This is a genomic window from Chryseobacterium lactis, assembly GCF_003815875.1.
In the GTDB taxonomy this organism is placed as follows: Bacteria; Bacteroidota; Bacteroidia; order Flavobacteriales; family Weeksellaceae; genus Chryseobacterium; species Chryseobacterium lactis.
On the sequence record NZ_CP033924.1, the window covers coordinates 3,740,219 to 3,759,127 of the forward strand.

15 protein-coding genes are annotated in these 18,909 nt (G+C 37.2%); 10 read left to right on the top strand and 5 right to left on the bottom strand.

Annotated features, from left to right (window positions below; genetic code table 11):
* Positions 1-323: 323 nt before the first annotated feature.
* Complete coding sequence (locus EG342_RS16565) at positions 324-3,059, top strand: sodium-translocating pyrophosphatase (protein ID WP_103293644.1); 2,736 nt, start codon at positions 324-326, stop codon at positions 3,057-3,059.
* 75 nt (positions 3,060-3,134) lie between these two features.
* On the opposite strand, the gene EG342_RS16570 is transcribed toward EG342_RS16565, so the two are convergent.
* Complete coding sequence (locus tag EG342_RS16570) at positions 3,135-4,274, bottom strand: aminotransferase class I/II-fold pyridoxal phosphate-dependent enzyme (protein WP_103293756.1); 1,140 nt, start codon at positions 4,272-4,274, stop codon at positions 3,135-3,137.
* Between the two features lie 85 nt (positions 4,275-4,359).
* Here EG342_RS16570 and EG342_RS16575 point away from each other — a divergent pair, with 85 nt between their 5' ends.
* From EG342_RS16575 to EG342_RS16600, 6 genes are all read left to right on the top strand, one after another.
* A complete protein-coding gene (locus EG342_RS16575; protein WP_103293643.1) occupies positions 4,360-5,400 on the top strand; it encodes a M28 family metallopeptidase in 1,041 nt (346 codons plus the stop codon).
* A 120-nt stretch (positions 5,401-5,520) separates the two neighbouring features.
* Entirely contained in the window at positions 5,521-5,883 is a 363-nt protein-coding gene (locus tag EG342_RS16580; protein ID WP_103293642.1) for a VOC family protein, read from the top strand.
* 10 nt (positions 5,884-5,893) lie between these two features.
* Positions 5,894-6,394, top strand: coding sequence for an endonuclease V (locus EG342_RS16585; RefSeq protein WP_103293755.1), 501 nt, complete (start codon positions 5,894-5,896; stop codon positions 6,392-6,394).
* A 156-nt stretch (positions 6,395-6,550) separates the two neighbouring features.
* Positions 6,551-7,726, top strand: coding sequence for an acetyl-CoA C-acyltransferase (locus tag EG342_RS16590; RefSeq protein ID WP_103293754.1), 1,176 nt, complete (start codon positions 6,551-6,553; stop codon positions 7,724-7,726).
* Positions 7,727-7,764: 38 nt separating this feature from the next.
* The gene (locus tag EG342_RS16595; RefSeq protein ID WP_103293641.1) at positions 7,765-8,655 is read left to right on the top strand and encodes a leucine-rich repeat domain-containing protein; all 891 of its coding nucleotides are present in this window, start codon (positions 7,765-7,767) and stop codon (positions 8,653-8,655) included.
* Positions 8,656-8,872: 217 nt separating this feature from the next.
* Complete coding sequence (locus EG342_RS16600; RefSeq protein WP_103293640.1) at positions 8,873-10,171, top strand: T9SS type A sorting domain-containing protein; 1,299 nt, start codon at positions 8,873-8,875, stop codon at positions 10,169-10,171.
* A gap of 96 nt (positions 10,172-10,267) precedes the next feature.
* Here the strand turns inward: EG342_RS16600 and EG342_RS16605 are convergent, their stop codons facing one another.
* Positions 10,268-13,603 (bottom strand): DEAD/DEAH box helicase, encoded by a 3,336-nt coding sequence (locus EG342_RS16605; RefSeq protein ID WP_103293639.1) that lies wholly within the window; start codon positions 13,601-13,603, stop codon positions 10,268-10,270.
* A gap of 200 nt (positions 13,604-13,803) precedes the next feature.
* Between EG342_RS16605 and EG342_RS16610 the strand changes: the two genes are divergently transcribed.
* From EG342_RS16610 to EG342_RS16620, 3 genes are all read left to right on the top strand, one after another.
* The gene (locus EG342_RS16610) at positions 13,804-14,601 is read left to right on the top strand and encodes an SDR family oxidoreductase (protein ID WP_103293638.1); all 798 of its coding nucleotides are present in this window, start codon (positions 13,804-13,806) and stop codon (positions 14,599-14,601) included.
* 75 nt (positions 14,602-14,676) lie between these two features.
* Positions 14,677-15,591, top strand: a complete 915-nt coding sequence (locus EG342_RS16615; protein WP_103293637.1) for a helix-turn-helix domain-containing protein — start codon at positions 14,677-14,679, stop codon at positions 15,589-15,591.
* 194 nt (positions 15,592-15,785) lie between these two features.
* Positions 15,786-16,766 carry a T9SS type A sorting domain-containing protein gene (locus EG342_RS16620; RefSeq protein ID WP_123868119.1) on the top strand — a complete coding sequence of 327 codons (981 nt, stop codon included), beginning with the start codon at positions 15,786-15,788 and terminating at the stop codon, positions 16,764-16,766.
* A 9-nt stretch (positions 16,767-16,775) separates the two neighbouring features.
* On the opposite strand, the gene EG342_RS16625 is transcribed toward EG342_RS16620, so the two are convergent.
* The 3 genes from EG342_RS16625 to EG342_RS16635 form a co-directional block, all read right to left on the bottom strand.
* Positions 16,776-17,228, bottom strand: coding sequence for a DUF1569 domain-containing protein (locus EG342_RS16625; RefSeq protein WP_103293635.1), 453 nt, complete (start codon positions 17,226-17,228; stop codon positions 16,776-16,778).
* Between the two features lie 21 nt (positions 17,229-17,249).
* Positions 17,250-17,867: a hypothetical protein gene (locus EG342_RS16630; protein ID WP_103293634.1), complete on the bottom strand. Its 618-nt coding sequence runs from the start codon at positions 17,865-17,867 to the stop codon at positions 17,250-17,252.
* Positions 17,868-17,929: 62 nt separating this feature from the next.
* Positions 17,930-18,787, bottom strand: a complete 858-nt coding sequence (locus EG342_RS16635) for a helix-turn-helix domain-containing protein (RefSeq protein WP_246008643.1) — start codon at positions 18,785-18,787, stop codon at positions 17,930-17,932.
* Positions 18,788-18,909 lie beyond the last annotated feature (122 nt).

Below are 18,909 nucleotides of genomic sequence, written 5' to 3' on the forward strand. Positions count from 1 at the left end.
CAGAATGATATACAATACAAAGGGTAAACGGGAAACTGTTTATCCTTTTTTGTTGATAATCAATCCTGTTATTGGTAGTATTTAGGGGAAAAGTTTCCTCAATATCCTTGTCACTTTATTTAATCTATAATGGGTTAAAATTCTTTGTATATTCCTGTTTACAGTTGCTTTTTGACAACTTCCGAGCCCTTATTATTAATGATAATATTTTTTATTCTGCCATCTTTTTTTTACTGATAAGCGCCGAACTCTCAAATTTTTTAATACTTTCATGGTAATTATTTATTATATTTAATTTTCTATTACCAAAAAAATATTAAACTATGGATCTATTTATGTTAGTGCCAGTTTTTGGTGTCATCGCTTTACTGTATACTTTTTTTCAGAGTAACTGGGTTACCAAACAGAATGCAGGAAATGAAAAAATGAAGATAATCAGCGGTCACATTGCTGATGGTGCCATGGCTTTTTTAAAAGCTGAATACAAAATTTTAACCTACTTTGTGGTCATTGTAGCCATTCTATTGGCAGTGATGGGTTCCACCAATGCCAACTCCCATTGGAGTATAGGAATCGCCTTTGCTGTTGGAGCTATATTTTCTGCCTCGGCAGGTTTTATAGGAATGAAAATCGCCACAAAGGCTAATGTAAGAACTGCAGAAGCCGCAAGAACATCCCTATCAAAAGCATTGAAAGTCTCTTTTACCGGAGGATCAGTGATGGGAATGGGTGTGGCAGGATTAGCGGTTTTAGGATTAGGAGCACTTTTCCTGATTATTAAACAGATTTTTGCACCGGATGCTACTGTAGATTCCCATGAAATGGAAAAGACGATTGAAATTCTTACCGGGTTTTCCCTGGGTGCTGAATCTATCGCTCTTTTTGCCAGAGTAGGTGGTGGTATTTATACAAAAGCAGCAGATGTAGGAGCCGACTTAGTAGGGAAAGTAGAGGCCGGTATTCCTGAAGATGATCCCAGAAATCCCGCTACCATTGCAGACAATGTAGGAGATAACGTAGGAGACGTTGCAGGGATGGGTGCTGACCTTTTTGGATCCTATGTGGCAACTGTTCTGGCAACAATGGTGTTGGGAAGAGAAACAATTTCGGTAGATTCATTCGGTGGCTTTGCACCCATTTTGTTACCTATGCTTATAGCAGGAACAGGAATTATTTTTTCCATGATAGGAACTTTATTTGTGAAAATTAATGATAATGAGGGTTCATCCACATCCAGTGTACAGAATGCATTAAACTTAGGAAACTGGGGAAGTATTGTTATTACTGCTATAGCTTCCTATTTTCTGGTAACCTATATTCTTCCTGATAAAATGATTCTCAGAGGCCATGAATTCACCAAAATGGGCGTTTTCGGAGCAATCATGGTTGGATTGGTCGTAGGAACGTTAATGAGTATTATTACTGAATATTATACAGCCATGGGCAAAAGACCTGTTTCCAGTATTGTGAGACAATCTTCAACCGGCCATGCAACCAATATTATCGGTGGGCTTTCTGTAGGGATGGAATCCACCTTACTTCCAATTATTGTATTGGCAGGAGGAATCTATGGTTCTTATTTATGCGCCGGACTGTACGGAGTGGCTATTGCTGCTGCAGGGATGATGGCAACTACAGCAATGCAGCTGGCTATTGACGCTTTCGGACCTATTGCAGACAATGCAGGAGGAATTGCCGAAATGAGTGAACTTCCTAAAGAAGTACGTGAAAAAACAGACATTCTCGATGCTGTAGGAAATACAACCGCTGCAACCGGAAAAGGTTTTGCTATTGCTTCAGCAGCATTAACTGCCTTAGCTTTGTTCGCTGCCTTTGTAGGTATTGCAGGGATTGACGGTATTGATATCTACAGAGCAGATGTTCTGGCAGGATTATTCGTAGGCGGAATGATTCCGTTTATTTTCTCCTCTTTAGCAATAACGGCAGTGGGACAGGCTGCTATGGCTATGGTAGAAGAAGTAAGAAGACAATTCCGTGAGATTCCGGGGATATTGGAAGGAAAAGCTCAGCCCGAATATGAAAAATGCGTTGCTATTTCTACAGACGCTTCCATTAGAAAAATGATGTTACCGGGAGCTATTGCTATCATATCACCTTTACTGATCGGATTTATTTTCGGACCTGAAGTATTGGGTGGATTTTTAGCGGGAGCAACAGTAACCGGTGTTTTGATGGGAATGTTTCAGAATAATGCCGGAGGTGCCTGGGATAATGCCAAGAAATCTTTTGAAAAAGGAGTGGATATTAATGGCCAGACTTATTACAAAGGATCCGAACCTCATAAAGCTTCTGTAACCGGAGATACTGTGGGAGATCCGTTTAAAGATACTTCAGGACCGTCAATGAACATTCTGATCAAATTAATGTCAATCGTTTCATTGGTTATTGCGCCAACGTTAGCGGTTTTGCATAAAGATAAAATTGAAGCCAACAGAAAGGCAAAAATTGAAGCTTTAACCGGGGTTTCTACCGATCACTCTGCTACAGGAAGCGTTGATCAATCCTCTTTAGCACTCACTCCAAATGAAGTGAAAGGACATCTTAATGAAAATGGTGATTTTGTATATGAAACCGGGACTATTCAGAAAATTAAACTCGCCGGCGGAAAAACAATTGCGATTGGCGAAGGAAGTCAGATATACCAGTTATACAACGCTGTGAACAAAAAAGATCAGACCATTGTTGATCCCAATAAATGGTATACCATCCAAAATCTTTATTTCGAAACCGGATCCAGTGATCTGAAAGCCGGCTATGAAATGCAGCTGAACAACCTGGCAGAAATTTTAAATGCTTATCCTGATTTAAAAATAAAACTGGGCGGATATACAGACAACAGCGGAAATGAAGAAAGCAATCAGAAATTATCGAATCTGAGAGCCCAGACAGCAAAACTTAAGTTGCTTGAACTTGGAATCTCTGCAGACAGGGTAGAAGCTGAAGGCTATGGCTCACAACATCCGATCTGTGAGGCCAATGACACCGACGAATGTAAGGCCAAAAACAGAAGAATTGACGTAAGAGTTTTAGCACTTTAAAAATCAATCCAAAAAAATAAGTAAAGCACTGCAATAGCGGTGCTTTTTTGTATTTAGAACGTAAAATATTTAAAGTCAAAGATTTTTTCTAAGATGCTCCAAAGCCTGGATAATCAATTCATCTTTTTTGGCAAAACTGAACCTGATATAATCTGAATCTTGTCTTTCATTATAAAATGCAGAAAGTGGAAGACAGGCTACTTTTTTTTCGATTGTCAGCCATTTTGAGAACTCGACATCAGTCATTGTTTTTGAAATATTCCGGAAATTAACGATCTGAAAAACACTGCCCTCTGCCTGTTGTTCAACCTCCAATGGCGTATCTTTAATCAGTTCATTGAAAATATTCCTTTTTCTCTGCATCATTTCCTTATTGACAGAAGGATCAAATACCTCAAGATATCTTGCTAAAGCATATTGCGCCGGAGCATTGGCACTGTAAGAAATATATTGCTGATGACATTGAAATAAAGATGTTAAATCTTTGGATGCAAGCATGTAACTGACTTTCCATCCCGAAGTATGAAACATCTTTCCAAATGAAAAAATACAAAATGTTCTGTCTTTAAGACCCGGATGGATAAATGAACTGTAATGTTCAACACCGTCATAGCAATACATATCGTAAATTTCTTCTGAAATCAGATAGATTTCTTGGTTTTTAATCAACTCATATAATGTATTCCAATCGCTTTGCTTCCATATTTTTCCTGTTGGATTTTGGGGAGAATTGATAATAATAGCCTTTGTCTTTTCAGAGATACAGCTTTCTAAATTTTCCCAATTGATAAGAAAGTTATCATCAAGATCACAATACACCGGAACCCCACCATTCATCACGACTGATGGAGCATAAGTATAATAGGAAGGTTGTATGATGATCACTTCATCTCCTTGATTTAAAACTGATTTAAGTGCCGTATGTAAAGCAAAAGTTGCACAGGGAACCACTGTCACTTCTTGCCTGGTAAGGAAGATGCTGTTTTCTCTTTTTGCATTAAATCTGATAATATTTTCTATCAATAACGGATTGCCGGAAAGAGGTTCATAATGGTGGGTATCAAGATCCGCAGACTCTTTTAAAAACAATCTCAGTCTTTCATCAATATCAAAATCCGGAAGACCTAAAGACAGATCAAAGCTCCCATGCCTTTGGGCCAGCTCAGACATTTCCGTAAAAAAGGAATAATGAGTAAAACTGTTTATTCTTTTCATCTTTTGCATTTAAACCAAATATAATGAAAATAACATTTCATGGGGATTTAAATAAAAATTGTTATTTTTAAGAAATTTATTCCACATGAAAAAACTACTTATACCGCTATTTTCTATTGTTTTGCTTTCCAGTTGTGCAACAGCAAAAGTGTCTGATGGAAATGCATCACCTCCTGTTTCTACAAAACATGACAAGGCCTTTACTAATGCTTATAAAGCCATTAAAGCTGAAGATTTAAAAAAGAACTTGTATGTGATTGCTGCCGATGATATGGAAGGAAGAGATACAGGAAGTCCGGGACAGAAAAGAGCAGGCGTATATATTACCAACTATTATAAAAATCTGGGAATTTCTCATCCCAAGGCTTTAAGTTCTTATTATCAGAAAGTTCCATCTGATTTCATGAAGAAAAGAGGTGGAGGAAATCTTCCCGATTCTGAAAATATTCTGGCTTTTATAGAAGGAAGTGAAAAACCTGAGGAAATTGTAGTCGTATCAGCTCACTATGACCACGTAGGAGTTAAAAATGGTGTGGTTTACAATGGAGCTGATGATGACGGTAGCGGAACTGTGGCCGTAATGGAAATTGCAAAAGCTTTTCAGGAGGCTAAGAAAGCAGGAAACGGACCTAAGCGATCGATGTTGTTTCTCCATGTAACAGGGGAAGAGCATGGTTTGTTCGGATCTGAATATTATTCTGAAAATCCTGTTTTCCCATTGGCAAATACTGTGGTTGACCTAAATATTGACATGATTGGACGTGATGATCCTGCCAACAGAGGAAAGCAGTATGTGTATGTCATTGGTTCTGAAATGTTAAGCTCTCAATTGAAAGTTATTAATGAAGCAGCCAATAAGAGAACCAACAATCTTGAATTGAATTATAAATATGATGATCTTAATGATCCAGAGCAATTGTACTACCGTTCAGATCATTATAATTTTGCCAAGCATAATATTCCGGTTGCCTTTTTCTTTGACGGAATTCATGAAGATTATCACAAGCCGACAGATAAACCGGATAAGATTGATTATCAGCTATTGGAAAAAAGAACGCAACTTGTTTTCACTACAGCCTGGGATATTGCCAACAGAGCAGAAAGGATTGTGGTGGATAAGAAATAATCTTAATTAAATAACAATACAACAAAGGTGCAATTTTTATATGATCTGTGATAAGGTTTTAGAAATTGCACTTTTTCAATTACTAATAAAAGCGTAAAGAACCTTGAACAACTGGAAAAAATGACAAAACATATTAAATCAATCAGACCGTTTGTTGGAGCTCAGGATTTTAACATAAGCAGAAGCTTTTATAAAGATCTCGGATTTGAAGAGATTATTCTTGAACCCAGACTTTCTCTGTTTAAAAGAGAAGAAATAGGCTTTTATCTTCAGGACTATTATACCAAAGACTGGATCGAAAATACCATGATCTTTATGGAAGTGGCAGATACCGATGAGTTCTGGAAGGAAATATTGTCTTTAGATTTAAAGGATAAATACGAAAATGTAAAATTTACACCCATTCGAACTATGGAATGGGGAAAAGAATGTTTTGTACATGATCCGTCTGGTATTTTGTGGCATTTTGGTGAATTTTTTTAATATAAAAAATATGATTTACGCATTTGATACCTACTATTATGAGGACTATGCCAATACGGTTTGCATTGCATTCGAAAACTGGATGTCTGAAAAAGAAGTAGAAGTTTTTACCGAACAGACTCCGGTAAGTTCAGAGTACGAAAGTGGCGCTTTTTATAAAAGAGAATTGCCGTGTATCCTGAGTTTATTGAATAAAATAGTTTTAAAAAAAGGCGATGTCATTATTGTTGATGGTTACGTTACCCTTGATAATGATGGGAAAATTGGCTTAGGCGGTCATCTGTATAAAGCTTTAGACGAACAATATGCAATTGTAGGAATTGCAAAGAACGGATTTGCTACACCCGACTCTCAAAGAAGAGATGTACATCGTGGGGAAAGTAAAACACCACTATATTTAACAGCCAAAGGAATTGATGTGGATGAAGTGCAGGAGATGCTAAAGCAGATGCACGGAGAATATAGAATTCCTACCTTATTAAAGAAACTTGATCAGCTAAGCAGATCATAAAATCAAATATAAATCTTACTTTATAAGTGAGATTTTTTCATGTGCAAGAATATACCAATCGGTATTTTTGTTATATTTGTAATGTTTCTTAATGGTAAGAGCATAAAAATTTTTAAATATAAATATACCGATTGGTATATTTTAATACATAATATCATGAAAGACGTATTTATAATTGCTGCAAAGCGTACTCCAATAGGAGGTTTTATGGGAAGTTTGTCCGGATTTACAGCCCCGCAACTGGGAGCTCTTGTGATACAGGACTCTTATCAGGGCGATGCCGTTTCTCCCGATCATATAAACAGCGTATATATGGGAAATGTTCTTGGAGCTGGAGTAGGGCAGTCACCCGCAAGGCAGGCTGCTGTTTTTTCAAAAATTCCTGTTGATAAAGATGCTACAACGATCAATAAAGTCTGTGCTTCCGGAATGAAAGCCGCAATGATCGGGGCTCAGCAAATCCAGCTTGGTTTAGAAAATATAGTCATGACCGGAGGAATGGAAAGTATGAGTAATGTACCTCACTATGCTCATCTTCGTCACGGAAAGAAACTAGGTGATACAACACTTATTGACGGTTTAATTAAAGACGGTTTATGGGATGTTTATCATGATTTTCATATGGGAAGTGCAGCAGAATTAGGCGTGAAAAAATATGGTCATACAAGACAGCAGCTGGATGATTATGCCTTACGGTCTTACAAAAGAGCTCAGGAGGCAACGGCAAACAACAAATTTAGCAATGAGTTAATTTCTATAGCTGTTCAAGGGAAGAAAGGAGACACTGTAATCACTAAAGACGAAGATATTGATAAACTTATTCCTGAGAAAATTTCATTATTACAACCTGCTTTTGAAGCTGACGGTTATTTAACTGCTGCCAATTCAAGTAATTTGAATGATGGTGCGGCAGCAATATTAATGGGATCGGAAGAAGCGGTATTGCAACATCACCTTAAGCCTCTGGCTAAAATTATTGCATATGCAGACGCAGCACAATCACCGGAATGGTTTACCACTTCTCCTTCTCTTGCCATCAACAAAGTTCTGGAACAATCGGGGCTGGCATTATCAGATATCGATTATTTTGAAATTAATGAAGCGTATTCTTCTGTCATTTTATCCAACCAGCAGATTTTAGGATATGATCTTGATAAAGTGAATGTCTATGGAGGTGCGGTAGCTTTAGGACATCCGATCGGGGCTTCAGGAGCAAGGATTTTAGTAACGCTGGTTAATGTGTTGCGTCAGGAAGGAGGGCGGTATGGTATTGCGTCTATTTGTAATGGTGGTGGAGGTGCTTCTGCCATTCTTATCGAAAATATAAAGTAAAAAATCTACCTTTAACGACAAATCCAACATCTGAAAATATGAAGTATGAAGAAGAGCCGGACGGCCTTTATGGTAATTTAAAAGACTATTGGGAAATGGTACCAACTCACCATACACCGGTTTATTCCGTAGATAAGGAAATTCCAGATACTACGTCGGTTAAGGTTTTAACAATAAGCAAAAACCATCAAAACTGGAAAAGAATATTTGATTGTCCTCATCTTGAAGAATTAAACTTGGATCAGCCGAGTAATGAGCAGGTTCAAGCGATCAGTGAATTAAAGCATATTAAAAGATTAAGAATTAAATCATTACGTGTTAAAAATTTGGAGTTTATAAAAACGATGATTCATTTGGAGGAAGTTGCACTTGAATATGTCTCCGGGTTTTCTGATCTTTCTCCACTGCAATACCTCCCGGTTTTACAATCCCTTCATCTCGAAAACTTAAGAAAAGTATCCGATTTTGATGGTCTGCGGGGAATTGAAAATTTGAGATATCTGCTTATTACCGGAACATTAGACTGGAAACAGCCTATTGATAGTTTTCCATTTCTGGAAGAACTTCCTGATCTTGAAATTCTGACCCTGGTATCGATCATGAATAAAACTCCTTTTCCTGCTTTTAATTCCGTTTTAAAATTAAAAAAAATTAAAGAATTACGAATTGGGATCGGAACACTGGATACTGCAGAATATGCATTGCTGGAGACCGCATTGCCTCATGCAAAGAAAGGCTTTGAAGGTGAATTGTCCTGGCCTCTCTATAGTAATAAAGACCATCCTGATAAAGGCTATGTAAGTCTGCTTGGCAGAGGAGAAGGAAGAATAAAGCTCGGAAGTCCCACTGCCGTGGATAAGATCAAAGCGTATACGGAGAAATATGATGAGTACATCCGAAAGTCCAGAGAAATCATCGCGAATTATTAGCAATTCTGACCCCGGAAACCGTAAAATACACACAGCTGTCTTCATAATGAAATTGGAGACAGTTTTTTTATTTTTAAAAGTTTAATTAAACGTTGATTATTAGATGTTTGTTAAATTGTTTTCAGGCAAATAGTAATAAACTGATAAAAATCATTAGATTCTTATTTTTATTGATTCTAAATAAATATAAATTTGTCTCAGCAAAAATAAAAACTTAATGAAAAGAATAACTACTCTTTCTACTGTCATTTTGGCGTCATTAATGGATGCGCAATACTGTATGCCTTCCTTTCAATATGGTGCAGACAGCAACATGATTACCAATGTCACTTTTGGAAATATTAATAATACCTCACCGTTTCAGTCGGGGTCAACTACTACTTACGAAGATTTTACATCACTGTCAACAGACCTGCAGGCGGGAAATAATTATACAATTTCCGTAAAAGGGCCTTCCGGAACATTTCCGAGTGATGTAAAGGTTTTTATAGACTTTAACCGAAACGGAAGCTTTGATGATGCAGGAGAGAGTTTTTATATAGGAAGGCTCGAGGCAGCTACACCGGCAAATGCCTTTACCATCAACGGAACCATTGCAGTACCTGCCAATGCAGCCTCTGGAAAAACAAGAATGAGAGTTCTTAAAAATTCCAATGTTAATGCCTATTCGGATCCTAATGCTGCAAGCTCAATCAACACGGCCTGCGATACAGGTTTAAGAGCAGGGCAGGCTGAAGATTATACGGTTATGATTTCAGGAAACAATGCCGTTTTTCCATTTCCTTATTGCGGATCTGAAAATATAACCAGTCTTACGGTAAGCGAGATCAGTAAAGTGGAATTTGCAGGAATTACAAATGATAGTTCTATTAACGGTGGCTCAGATGTGATTGAAGACTTTACAGGGACTGTTTTTAACGTCAGCAGAGGAAACGAGTATCCCATTACCGTTACAGGCGGTACTCATGGTCAAACAACGGTCTCAGCATATGCTTATATCGATTTTAATCATAATAATGTGTTTGATACTGACGAGATCTTTAATCTTGGATATTTGGACAATTCTGATCCTGTTTCGGGACAGCAATCCGGTATTACATCAGCTCCTATCATGATTCCTGTGAATGCAATGCTTGGAAATACCCGTTTCAGATTGGTAAAAGCGTATGAATCAAATTCGTGGATGGGAATATTGCAAAACTTACCATGTCCTTCCGGATGGTTTATCGGTCAGGCAGAAGATTACACAATCAATATCCAGCCGGAAAATCTTTCAACAAGAGAAGTGTCTAAAAGTTCGTCAGTTGGAATTTATCCGAATCCGACTACCGGCTCGTTAACTATCAAGGCGTTAAAAGGGCTGGAGAAGTATGAGATTTACAATATTTCAGGACAAAAACTACTGGAAGGGAATTCCAATACAATTTCTTTAGATCATTTTACTTCTGGAACTTATCTGATTAAGATCCTGACAAAAGACAAACAAATTCAAACAGAAAAAATTATTAAAAAATAAACACATATCTAATCATATCCATATCAATTTTTGTTTTTTAATCGACAGATCACTATCTGTCGGTTTTTTTATTTGTATATGAACAATACGAATGGTTTAATCTGATTCCAGGATTTCTAAAAGGTCTTGTTTTGAGAGACCCTGGAGCTTTGTTTTATCTGTGGTAAGCAGATTTTGAGCTAGTTGCTTTTTCTTGTTCTGAAGGGTCAGTATTTTTTCTTCCACCGTATTGGAACAAATCATGCGCACTGCAATCACATTTTTAGTTTGTCCTATCCGGTAGCTTCGGTCGATCGCTTGATTTTCAGTAGCAGGATTCCACCATGGATCTACCAGATAAATATAATCAGCTTCTGTAAGATTTAATCCCACACCGCCGGCTTTTAAACTAATTAAAAATACCCGGATATCATCGTTTTCCTGAAAATTGTTGACTTTTTCGCCCCGATTTTTGGTTTGTCCGGTAAGGTACTCAAATGATATTTTATGACTCTCTAGTTCAGCCTTTATAAGATCAAGCATCCCGACAAACTGCGAAAATACAAGAATTTTATGATCCTTTGATTTACCGAGAATCTGTTCCATCAGAATCTCAATTTTAACCGAATGTTCACCGGAATAACCTTCTTTCAGTAGAACGGGAGAGTTGCAGATCTGTCTAAGTCTGGTAAGTCCCGTAAGCACGTGCATGCTGTTTTTGTTGAGCTCATCATCATTTGCTGCGATAAATTCGCGAAGTTCCGTTTCGTAAGCATCATATATCCGGCGTTGTTCAGCATTCATTTCACAGTAAATTACTGTTTCCGTTTTTTCCGGAAGCTCTTTGGCAACCTGTTTCTTGGTTCTTCGGAGAATGAATGGTTTTATTTTCTGCTGAAGTTCTACAGCACGTTTACTATATTCGAATTTATCAATAGGTATTGCGTAGATATCCTTGAAGTATTGTTTACTTCCCAGTAATCCGGGACAGGCAAAAGAAAGCTGGCTGTACAGGTCGAAAGTACTGTTTTCGACGGGAGTTCCGGTCAGTACAATTCTATTTCTGGATTGCAGGAGGCGTACAGCTTTATACCTTTCGGAATTCGGATTCTTGATAATTTGGGATTCGTCAAGAAAAATATAACTGAAATTGAATGTTTTCAGAAAACGGACATCGGAAAGGATCATTCCATAACTTGTAATAACAACTTCATAATCAGAAAAATGACTAATGTTTTTTTGTCTGTTGGCACCATAATGCAGCAGGACTTTTATGGAAGGAGCAAATTTTTTAATCTCTTCCTGCCAGTTGAAAAGAAGGGAAGTAGGAACCACAACAAGATGGGTTGCGAAACCTCGTTTCTCTCTCTGTGACAGAATGAAAGCGATAATCTGAAGCGTTTTTCCAAGTCCCATATCATCTGCCAGGCAGCCTCCGAAATTGAAGGTGTCAAGGAAATTCAACCAGTTCAGTCCATCATGCTGGTAATCTCTTAATTCGGCTTTTAACTCAGCAGGAATGCTCACTTCAGGAATGTCTTTAACGGATGAAAACTGCGCTGTATAAGAGGTGAGTTCATCCTGAATTTCCTTACTCAGGATTTCTTTATCGAAAAGCGAAGATATTTCTGTGAAATTGATTTTGGGAATTTTAAGTAATTCTTCATCAATTTCTCCTGCCTGAAAATAAGCCGTGATTTTGTTGATCCATTCTTCAGGAAGGATTCCCAGACTTCCATCATCCAGTTGAACGAATTTACTTTTATTACGGATTGCTCTGTGAAGCTGTTTCAGGGTGGCTTCTTTTTGACCAAAATTGACTTTCAGCTTAGCATTAAACCAATCCAGTCCGCTGGTAATCTGGATGTTGATCTTTGCACGGTGGGCATTGAGTTTATTATTCTTAAGTTCACTAAAGCCAAGAATAATCACTCCTTCACTTCGCCATATTTCAAATGCTTCAAGAAACCAGTTGTTATCCAGGAACTTATCTCTGTGAAGATAAAAATATTGATATCCATCCATCTGTTCCTCAAAATCCGGATGTTGCTGCATAATTAAAGAGGTAAAACGTGCCTCTGCAGCTTCATTCCTCTCGATCTTGAATATATTTCCATTTTGGTCCGTATCAAATATCTGCTTCCTGGAATAGACCGGGACTTCAACCTCTCCGTATTTCATGACAGGGGTGATCCCGATGTAATTGTCCTGTTGGCGTAGGTAAACTACCTTTTCTGTCTTATATTTTTTATCTTCAAGCTGTACTTCCGTTGCAGGTTGTATGTAGCTGTAATTTATGTGTATACGTTCTTCAAGGACAGATAGGATATTCTGCATGAAATCCTCGTATTTTGATGCATGAACGAGCAAAATTTCATTATTGGCTTTAAAAAATTTGATGATTCTTAATAGATCCGGATCGTCTACAAAGCTGAATGTGTTACGGTTACAGACAAAGTATTCATTTCTGAGTATGACGTTCTTAAACGGAACAGAAAGGTCATCAAATTGCAGTTCTCCTCTTATTTCATAAAAAGGATCTTTCTTAAATACAGATAATTGAACCTCGGCATCTAAAGTATTAATTTCAACTGGGACAAGAGACTTTGCCGAAACAGATTCTGCGATTTCCAGGTCGTGATAATACGATTTCAGATGAAGCGGATTCTGTACAATAAGCTTTAAAGCTTCAAGTTCTGCAGCATTATAATCTTCGTTATAATTGTTCTGGAATGCTAAAATCGCAGTATAGAATTTTATTTCCGAAGGCTTTTCTGCCTTCCAGATGAGATCCATTGAATCAACAGAGGTGATCGGATTTTTAATTTTTCCTGCTTGTGTCATTTCTGCTTCCATCAGGGAAAATATCAAATGATTGTAGTAACGGTGCTTACCGATGACCAATATTTGTTTTTTGTCCGTTTCTGATGCAGCTAGTTTATCCAGTTTGGAAGGATGTTGGGGCAAAAGTTCTCTTTGAAGCGTCAGGTCATCTATAGGAAACATTTCTTTGATGCTGGGTACGATATCAAGCTTCCCATCAGAATATTCCAGGTGAAAATAAGCATCAAGATCAGGTTCGTTTTCTAAACCATATGCTTTAGCCTTTGGAAACAATATTTTTCTTCTGAGACTATCATCAAAGAAAATACGATAATTTTTTTCTTCGATTACAGAATGGATAATTTCTGTCTGATGGGAGCAAAGCTCAGCCTTAGAGTGATCGCAGGTACAGGAACACAACAGAGAATTTCCTATCCTGCTGATGGTAATGATGGGAAATTCAGAAAGAGATGATTTTTTTGTGAATATCCCGGTATTGTTTTCGATGGTAACAGGATAAATTTCATGAAAATCTTTCATCCCAATAAAGGGACTTTCTGAAGTATGCTTCAAAAGGTCATATACGGAAAGTGTACTGATATTGATGTTTTCAAGAATATATTCGGCCATAACAATTGAAAGCAAACTTACAAAAAATGCAAGTTGTTTAACGCTGAAAAGATGGAAAAAATGTTTTTTAAATCAAAATATAAAAGAATTTCATCTGTTTTTTATACCAATCCATTTTGGCTACATGTTCATCCGTTTTGGCAACTCAGTCCTTTTTTCTAATGCTGACCTTTGTCTTGTAATTTTTAAACAAAGAAAAAATGAAAACAATTTTTATAACAGGTGCTTCAACAGGATTAGGAAAAGCAACTGCCCAATTATTTCAAAGCAAAGGATGGAAAGTAATTGCAACAATGAGAAATCCTGAGGCAGGAGCAGAACTTGCTGCCTTAGAAAATGTGATGGTACTTCCGCTGGATGTAACAGATCTTAACCAAATACAGACGACAGTTCATAAAGCCCTTGAATCGGGTGATATAGATGTTGTGTTTAACAATGCCGGATATGGTCTAATCGGACCTTTGGAAGCATTAACAGATGAGCAGATCGTAAAACAGGTTAATACCAATTTATTGGGAGTACTTCGGGCTACACAGGCATTTATTCCTTATTTCAGAGAAAAAGGAAATGGAACTTTTATATCAACCACTTCAATCGGAGGATTGATTGCATTTCCTTTGGGATCTACTTACCACGCTACAAAATGGGCATTGGAAGGATGGAGTGAAAGTCTGGCTTTTGAGCTTAATAAGTTCGGAATCAAAGTGAAAACTGTATCACCGGGAGGAATCAAAACTGATTTTGTAAGCCGTTCTCTGGATTCTGCATCAAGTCCTGCTTACGAAGAGATGACCAATTCTCTGTTCTCGAAAATGGAAGGAATGATGGATGCTGCCTCTACGCCGGAACAGATTGCAGAAGTGGTATATGAAGCTGCTATGGACGGTAAAAAACAGTTGAGATATGTAGCGGGTGAAGATGCCAAAGCATTGTATGCTCAACGTATTGAATTGGGTGATGAGGCTTTCAGAGAACAGTTTGGCCAGCAATTTATTTAATCCTTCAGGAAAAGACAGTGTAATATACATCGTGTTATGCTGTCTTTTCATCTAAATAATTTATACATTTATATCATGGAAAAGAAAGAAAATCTTCCCCTGAAAATTTCATCGATATCGGAACTTCATGATCTGTTGCAGCTTCCAAAACCTCTTCATCCGCTGGTAAGTCTGGTGGATAATACGAAGATGAAGATTAATAAAGAGTTCTTAACCAGAAGCTTTCTGCTGAATTTTTATAAAATTTCCTACAAATATTCTACCATCGGAAAAATGGGATATGGCCAGGGATATTACGATTTTAATGAGGGAGGTATGATGTTTACTTCACCGGGACAAATTCTTTCCACGGATGAAAATGCAGAATACTGTGGCTATACATTGCTGATACATCCTGATTTTATCCGTGGATATCCTCTGGCAAAGAATATGAAGAATTTTGGATTCTTTTCCTATGATACAAATGAAGCCCTGCATCTGTCTGATCAGGAAAAAACAATGGTAACCGGACTTCTGGACAATATCAGCAATGAACTGGACACTGCCATCGATGAAGTTACCCAGGATGTAATTATCTCTTATATTGAAGTGCTTCTCAATTACAGCAATCGATTTTACAAAAGACAGTTTATCACCAGAAAAGCGGTCAATAATGATCTGTTAACCAAAATGGATACGATACTGGAAAAGTATTTTAATCAACAGGAAACACTAACCAGCGGACTTCCTACGGTAGAATTTCTGGCTTCTTCATTACATTTATCACCTCATTATCTGAGTGATATGCTTCGAAACCTGACCGGCCAGAATGCACAGCAGCATATTCATGAGAAGCTGATTGAAAAAGCCAAAGAATATTTGACATCTACCAGTTTTTCAGTATCGGAAGTTGCCTATGCTCTGGGATTTGAGCATCCGCAGTCGTTCAATAAGCTTTTTAAAAAGAAAACGGATGAGACGCCTCTGAGCTACCGACAGTCATTTAACTAAATTAATCTTAGATAGTACCCGGCTTTATGCCGGGTATTTTTTTTTGAATGCAAAGGAAATAAGATTTTACTCCGCCATAAAAAATACCTGATTTTAGGTATAAAAAAATACTTCTTTTTCAGGATTGATAGCTTTTGAAACTAAAAATAGATTTGTAGTACAATAATATGAACCCAAATTTAAAATCAAACAATATGAAAAAGCTAAACTCTTTGTTATTTTTTGTTGCCGGAATCATGACTTATGCACAGCCTTCGGTAACAAGAGCAGCGATTGACAAAATCAATATACCGGTTACCTTCAGGGCCGGAGATGTGGCATCAACGACAACTGCCGGTGCTTCAGGAGCGAATGCCTCGTGGAATTTTTCTGCGTATACAGGAGTCAATGTATCAACAAGTACTGTAAATGTTTGTCCGGGACAAGCTAATTGTTTCAGATTTCCGGGAGCAAACAGGATTGCCAGACCGACATTGTCCGATGTTTATGATTTTAGCTCTATGTCTGATACGGAGGCTCTGATGCTGGGAACCTACGCTAATCCCGGAGACATGACAATAACCTACACTGATCCGTTGATTAACTTCAAGTTTCCGATTACCTATCTTCAGCAGTATACGGATAACTACCAATTCAACAGTGCTTCTGGAGGAGTAGGAAATTCAACAGAAACGGGACAGGTGGATTATATGGTAGATGCCTACGGAACGATAACAACGCCTACAGGAACTTACCCTAATGTTCTGAGAATAAAAAGAATGCGGACGGCAACTCAAACACCCGGACCGTTCAATTATACCAATGAATCTTATATGTGGGTAAGCCCTAGTGCTGGTATTGTGTTCAACTTTGCCATCAATACTTTTACCATAAACGGCAATACAACGGTTGTGAAAAGTATTTCTTATCCGGAGGCGGGATCGCTCTCTACCGTTGATTTGGAGGGTCAAAAAGAAGGAATCTCCGTATTCCCGAACCCGAGTGCAGATCTTATTACTTTAACCTCAAAAGAAGACCTTAAAAAAATTACGATTACCTCCCTTGACGGTAAAGTTGTTTTGACAACATGGAATGCCAGCAATATTAATATATCAAAACTTCCTAAAGGCGTGTATATCCTTCAGGGCGAATTAAAAAATGGAAGTTCAATTTCTAAGAAAATTATTAAAAAATAGCAGATGGTTTTACACTCCAAATTGTCTTAGGTGATGATCCATATGTTTATAAGCGGCGATTCCCCATTCGTGGGTTGAGATATTACCAAAAGCAGGATGGGGAAGTGTTAATGAATGTGTATTGGCGGGGAATTGGGTGATCAGGTGAATAAACTCAGTTCTCTGCTTTTCAAATTCAGCACTGTTGATCTTTCCTTTGGTGTCATGTCTGGATTCACCCAGAATATTCTTTTTAAAATCAGAAGCGATATACAGGGCAAGAATCCTCAATAGGTATTGTTTTAAAGTCGTTTTCTTATTTTCTCCACTTTCCTGTAAAATTTGTCTGTTGCATGAGTTACAATGAAGAAGCATTTCACTGGCAGTCATTTCTCCCCATTGCGGCTGATGATTGACAGACAGATTTTTAACTCTTGTTATAATGGAATCAGAGGCTTCTGTGGTTAAAAGATTTTTTTTCATGGTGATGATGGTGCGGTATTTTTATTTACTTATATTTTCAATAGAATCAATTTGCCATTGTTCCCTTTTTGTAAGTGTGTAACGTAAGGTCATTCCGCAATTTTTTAAATAAAATTCTACGTAACATAATTTTGCAGTAACGGATTTTACATCAAATTTTATCCCATCAATATTCTTTAAATCAGATTCATAATCTTCCTGAGTAAGAAAAAAATAATTATAATCAAAATTCACAGGTGGGCCATCATTGGCGGGATTTTGTCTAAAATATTCATTTCCTTCTGTATATCTGTTTTTGTAGTCAGCCAGAAATTTTTCAGAAAAAAAGCCACTGTTTTTTAGAAATTCCAACTCTTTTTCAACCTGATTAAAGTCAATATAGTAATTGGCAGGAACTTCATTTTCACCCTGGGATCCTCCTTTTACGGTATTAAAACTATAGATATGATTTTCGTTGTCCCGATACCAACTTAGAAATTTTTTGACGGTTTCAATTTGGAATTCATCTTGTTTTTTTGAAAGGGATATCCCATCATGTTTTCTTGGATTGTCCTGTTGTAGTTGTTTCTTGGTATCATCCTTTTTACAATGAATGAATAATGGTAATGTGGCGGATATCAATATTAATTTTTTAATCATAGTATAGTTGTTTTTGCATGTTTAATGAACAAAAATGAATCAAAGTCAATTAAAATATAGCTTTACCTCCGGATCTGTTTTTTAATTTTATAATCTTCTCTGTAGGTATTGGCCGTAATTCCCGTACAACGTCTGAAGTATCTGCAAAAGAGAGAGGAATCTACAAACTGTAATTGATTGCTGACCTCTTTAATGGAAAGTGAAGTGGTTTTTAAAAGCTCTTTTGCATGTTTGATAACCATGTAACTGATCCATTGCTTAATTGGTTTTCCTGTTTCTTTTTTGATTAAACTGCTTAAATATTGAGGTGAAAGATGGAGTTGGTCAGAATAAAATAAAACGCTTCTCTGGAGATGGCCGTGTTTATTTAACAATTCAAAAAAATGTTCTATAATGTCCTGGCTTCTGGTTTGCAAAAGACTGTTGTTTTTAATGACCGGTAAATAAAGTTTAGAAACCAGCTCCAGCAAGGCATAAAGTAGATATTGTACAGATTCTAATGTGCTTTCTTCTTTTGTATTTGAATGATAATCCTGAATGAGCTTAACAGTAGACCAAATCAGTTTTCTGGCAGAACTTTCTACCTGTATACCCGGATTAAACTTGATTTCTGTACTTGCCAAAAGTACGGTCAGAAAACTATAAGAGCTTATAAAGTCTAGTGAAATGAAAAACACATTCAGATCCAGATCATCACTGCCGGACAGATCTGCAAGAGTGGTATCGGGCAACAACATGATAACCGAATCTTTTTTATTATGAAAATAAAGACCATTGATCTGAAGTTTCAGTTCACCGCGGGATACAAAACAAAGCAGGAGCTTATTAAGCTTATTGGCGCTCCGGTGAAAGTCCGTTAACGTACTTGCTTTATATTTTTCAATACATAACCCTTCAAAATTTGGTTTAATATCTATCATGACAAAGGCTGATTATTCCTGAGATTAGGCGAATATTTTAATGCTTATGAGTATATTCTGTTTTCCGGACAAATGTAGTCAGTTAATTTTTCTTTTTGCATATCTTGTTTAAAATGGAATAT

Bases quoted from the DNA above. Each gene is read 5' to 3' on its own strand.
- EG342_RS16625 (WP_103293635.1), bottom strand. From the start codon at position 17,228: ATGAAAAAAAATCTTTTAACCACAGAAGCCTCTGATTCCATTATAACA.
- EG342_RS16635 (WP_246008643.1), bottom strand. From the start codon at position 18,787: ATGATAGATATTAAACCAAATTTTGAAGGGTTATGTATTGAAAAATAT.
- EG342_RS16605 (WP_103293639.1), bottom strand. From the start codon at position 13,603: ATGGCCGAATATATTCTTGAAAACATCAATATCAGTACACTTTCCGTA.
- EG342_RS16600 (WP_103293640.1), top strand. From the start codon at position 8,873: ATGAAAAGAATAACTACTCTTTCTACTGTCATTTTGGCGTCATTAATG.
- EG342_RS16615 (WP_103293637.1), top strand. From the start codon at position 14,677: ATGGAAAAGAAAGAAAATCTTCCCCTGAAAATTTCATCGATATCGGAA.
- EG342_RS16570 (WP_103293756.1), bottom strand. From the start codon at position 4,274: ATGAAAAGAATAAACAGTTTTACTCATTATTCCTTTTTTACGGAAATG.
- EG342_RS16610 (WP_103293638.1), top strand. From the start codon at position 13,804: ATGAAAACAATTTTTATAACAGGTGCTTCAACAGGATTAGGAAAAGCA.
- EG342_RS16575 (WP_103293643.1), top strand. From the start codon at position 4,360: ATGAAAAAACTACTTATACCGCTATTTTCTATTGTTTTGCTTTCCAGT.
- EG342_RS16585 (WP_103293755.1), top strand. From the start codon at position 5,894: ATGATTTACGCATTTGATACCTACTATTATGAGGACTATGCCAATACG.
- EG342_RS16590 (WP_103293754.1), top strand. From the start codon at position 6,551: ATGAAAGACGTATTTATAATTGCTGCAAAGCGTACTCCAATAGGAGGT.
- EG342_RS16580 (WP_103293642.1), top strand. From the start codon at position 5,521: ATGACAAAACATATTAAATCAATCAGACCGTTTGTTGGAGCTCAGGAT.
- EG342_RS16620 (WP_123868119.1), top strand. From the start codon at position 15,786: ATGAAAAAGCTAAACTCTTTGTTATTTTTTGTTGCCGGAATCATGACT.
- EG342_RS16565 (WP_103293644.1), top strand. From the start codon at position 324: ATGGATCTATTTATGTTAGTGCCAGTTTTTGGTGTCATCGCTTTACTG.
- EG342_RS16595 (WP_103293641.1), top strand. From the start codon at position 7,765: ATGAAGTATGAAGAAGAGCCGGACGGCCTTTATGGTAATTTAAAAGAC.
- EG342_RS16630 (WP_103293634.1), bottom strand. From the start codon at position 17,867: ATGATTAAAAAATTAATATTGATATCCGCCACATTACCATTATTCATT.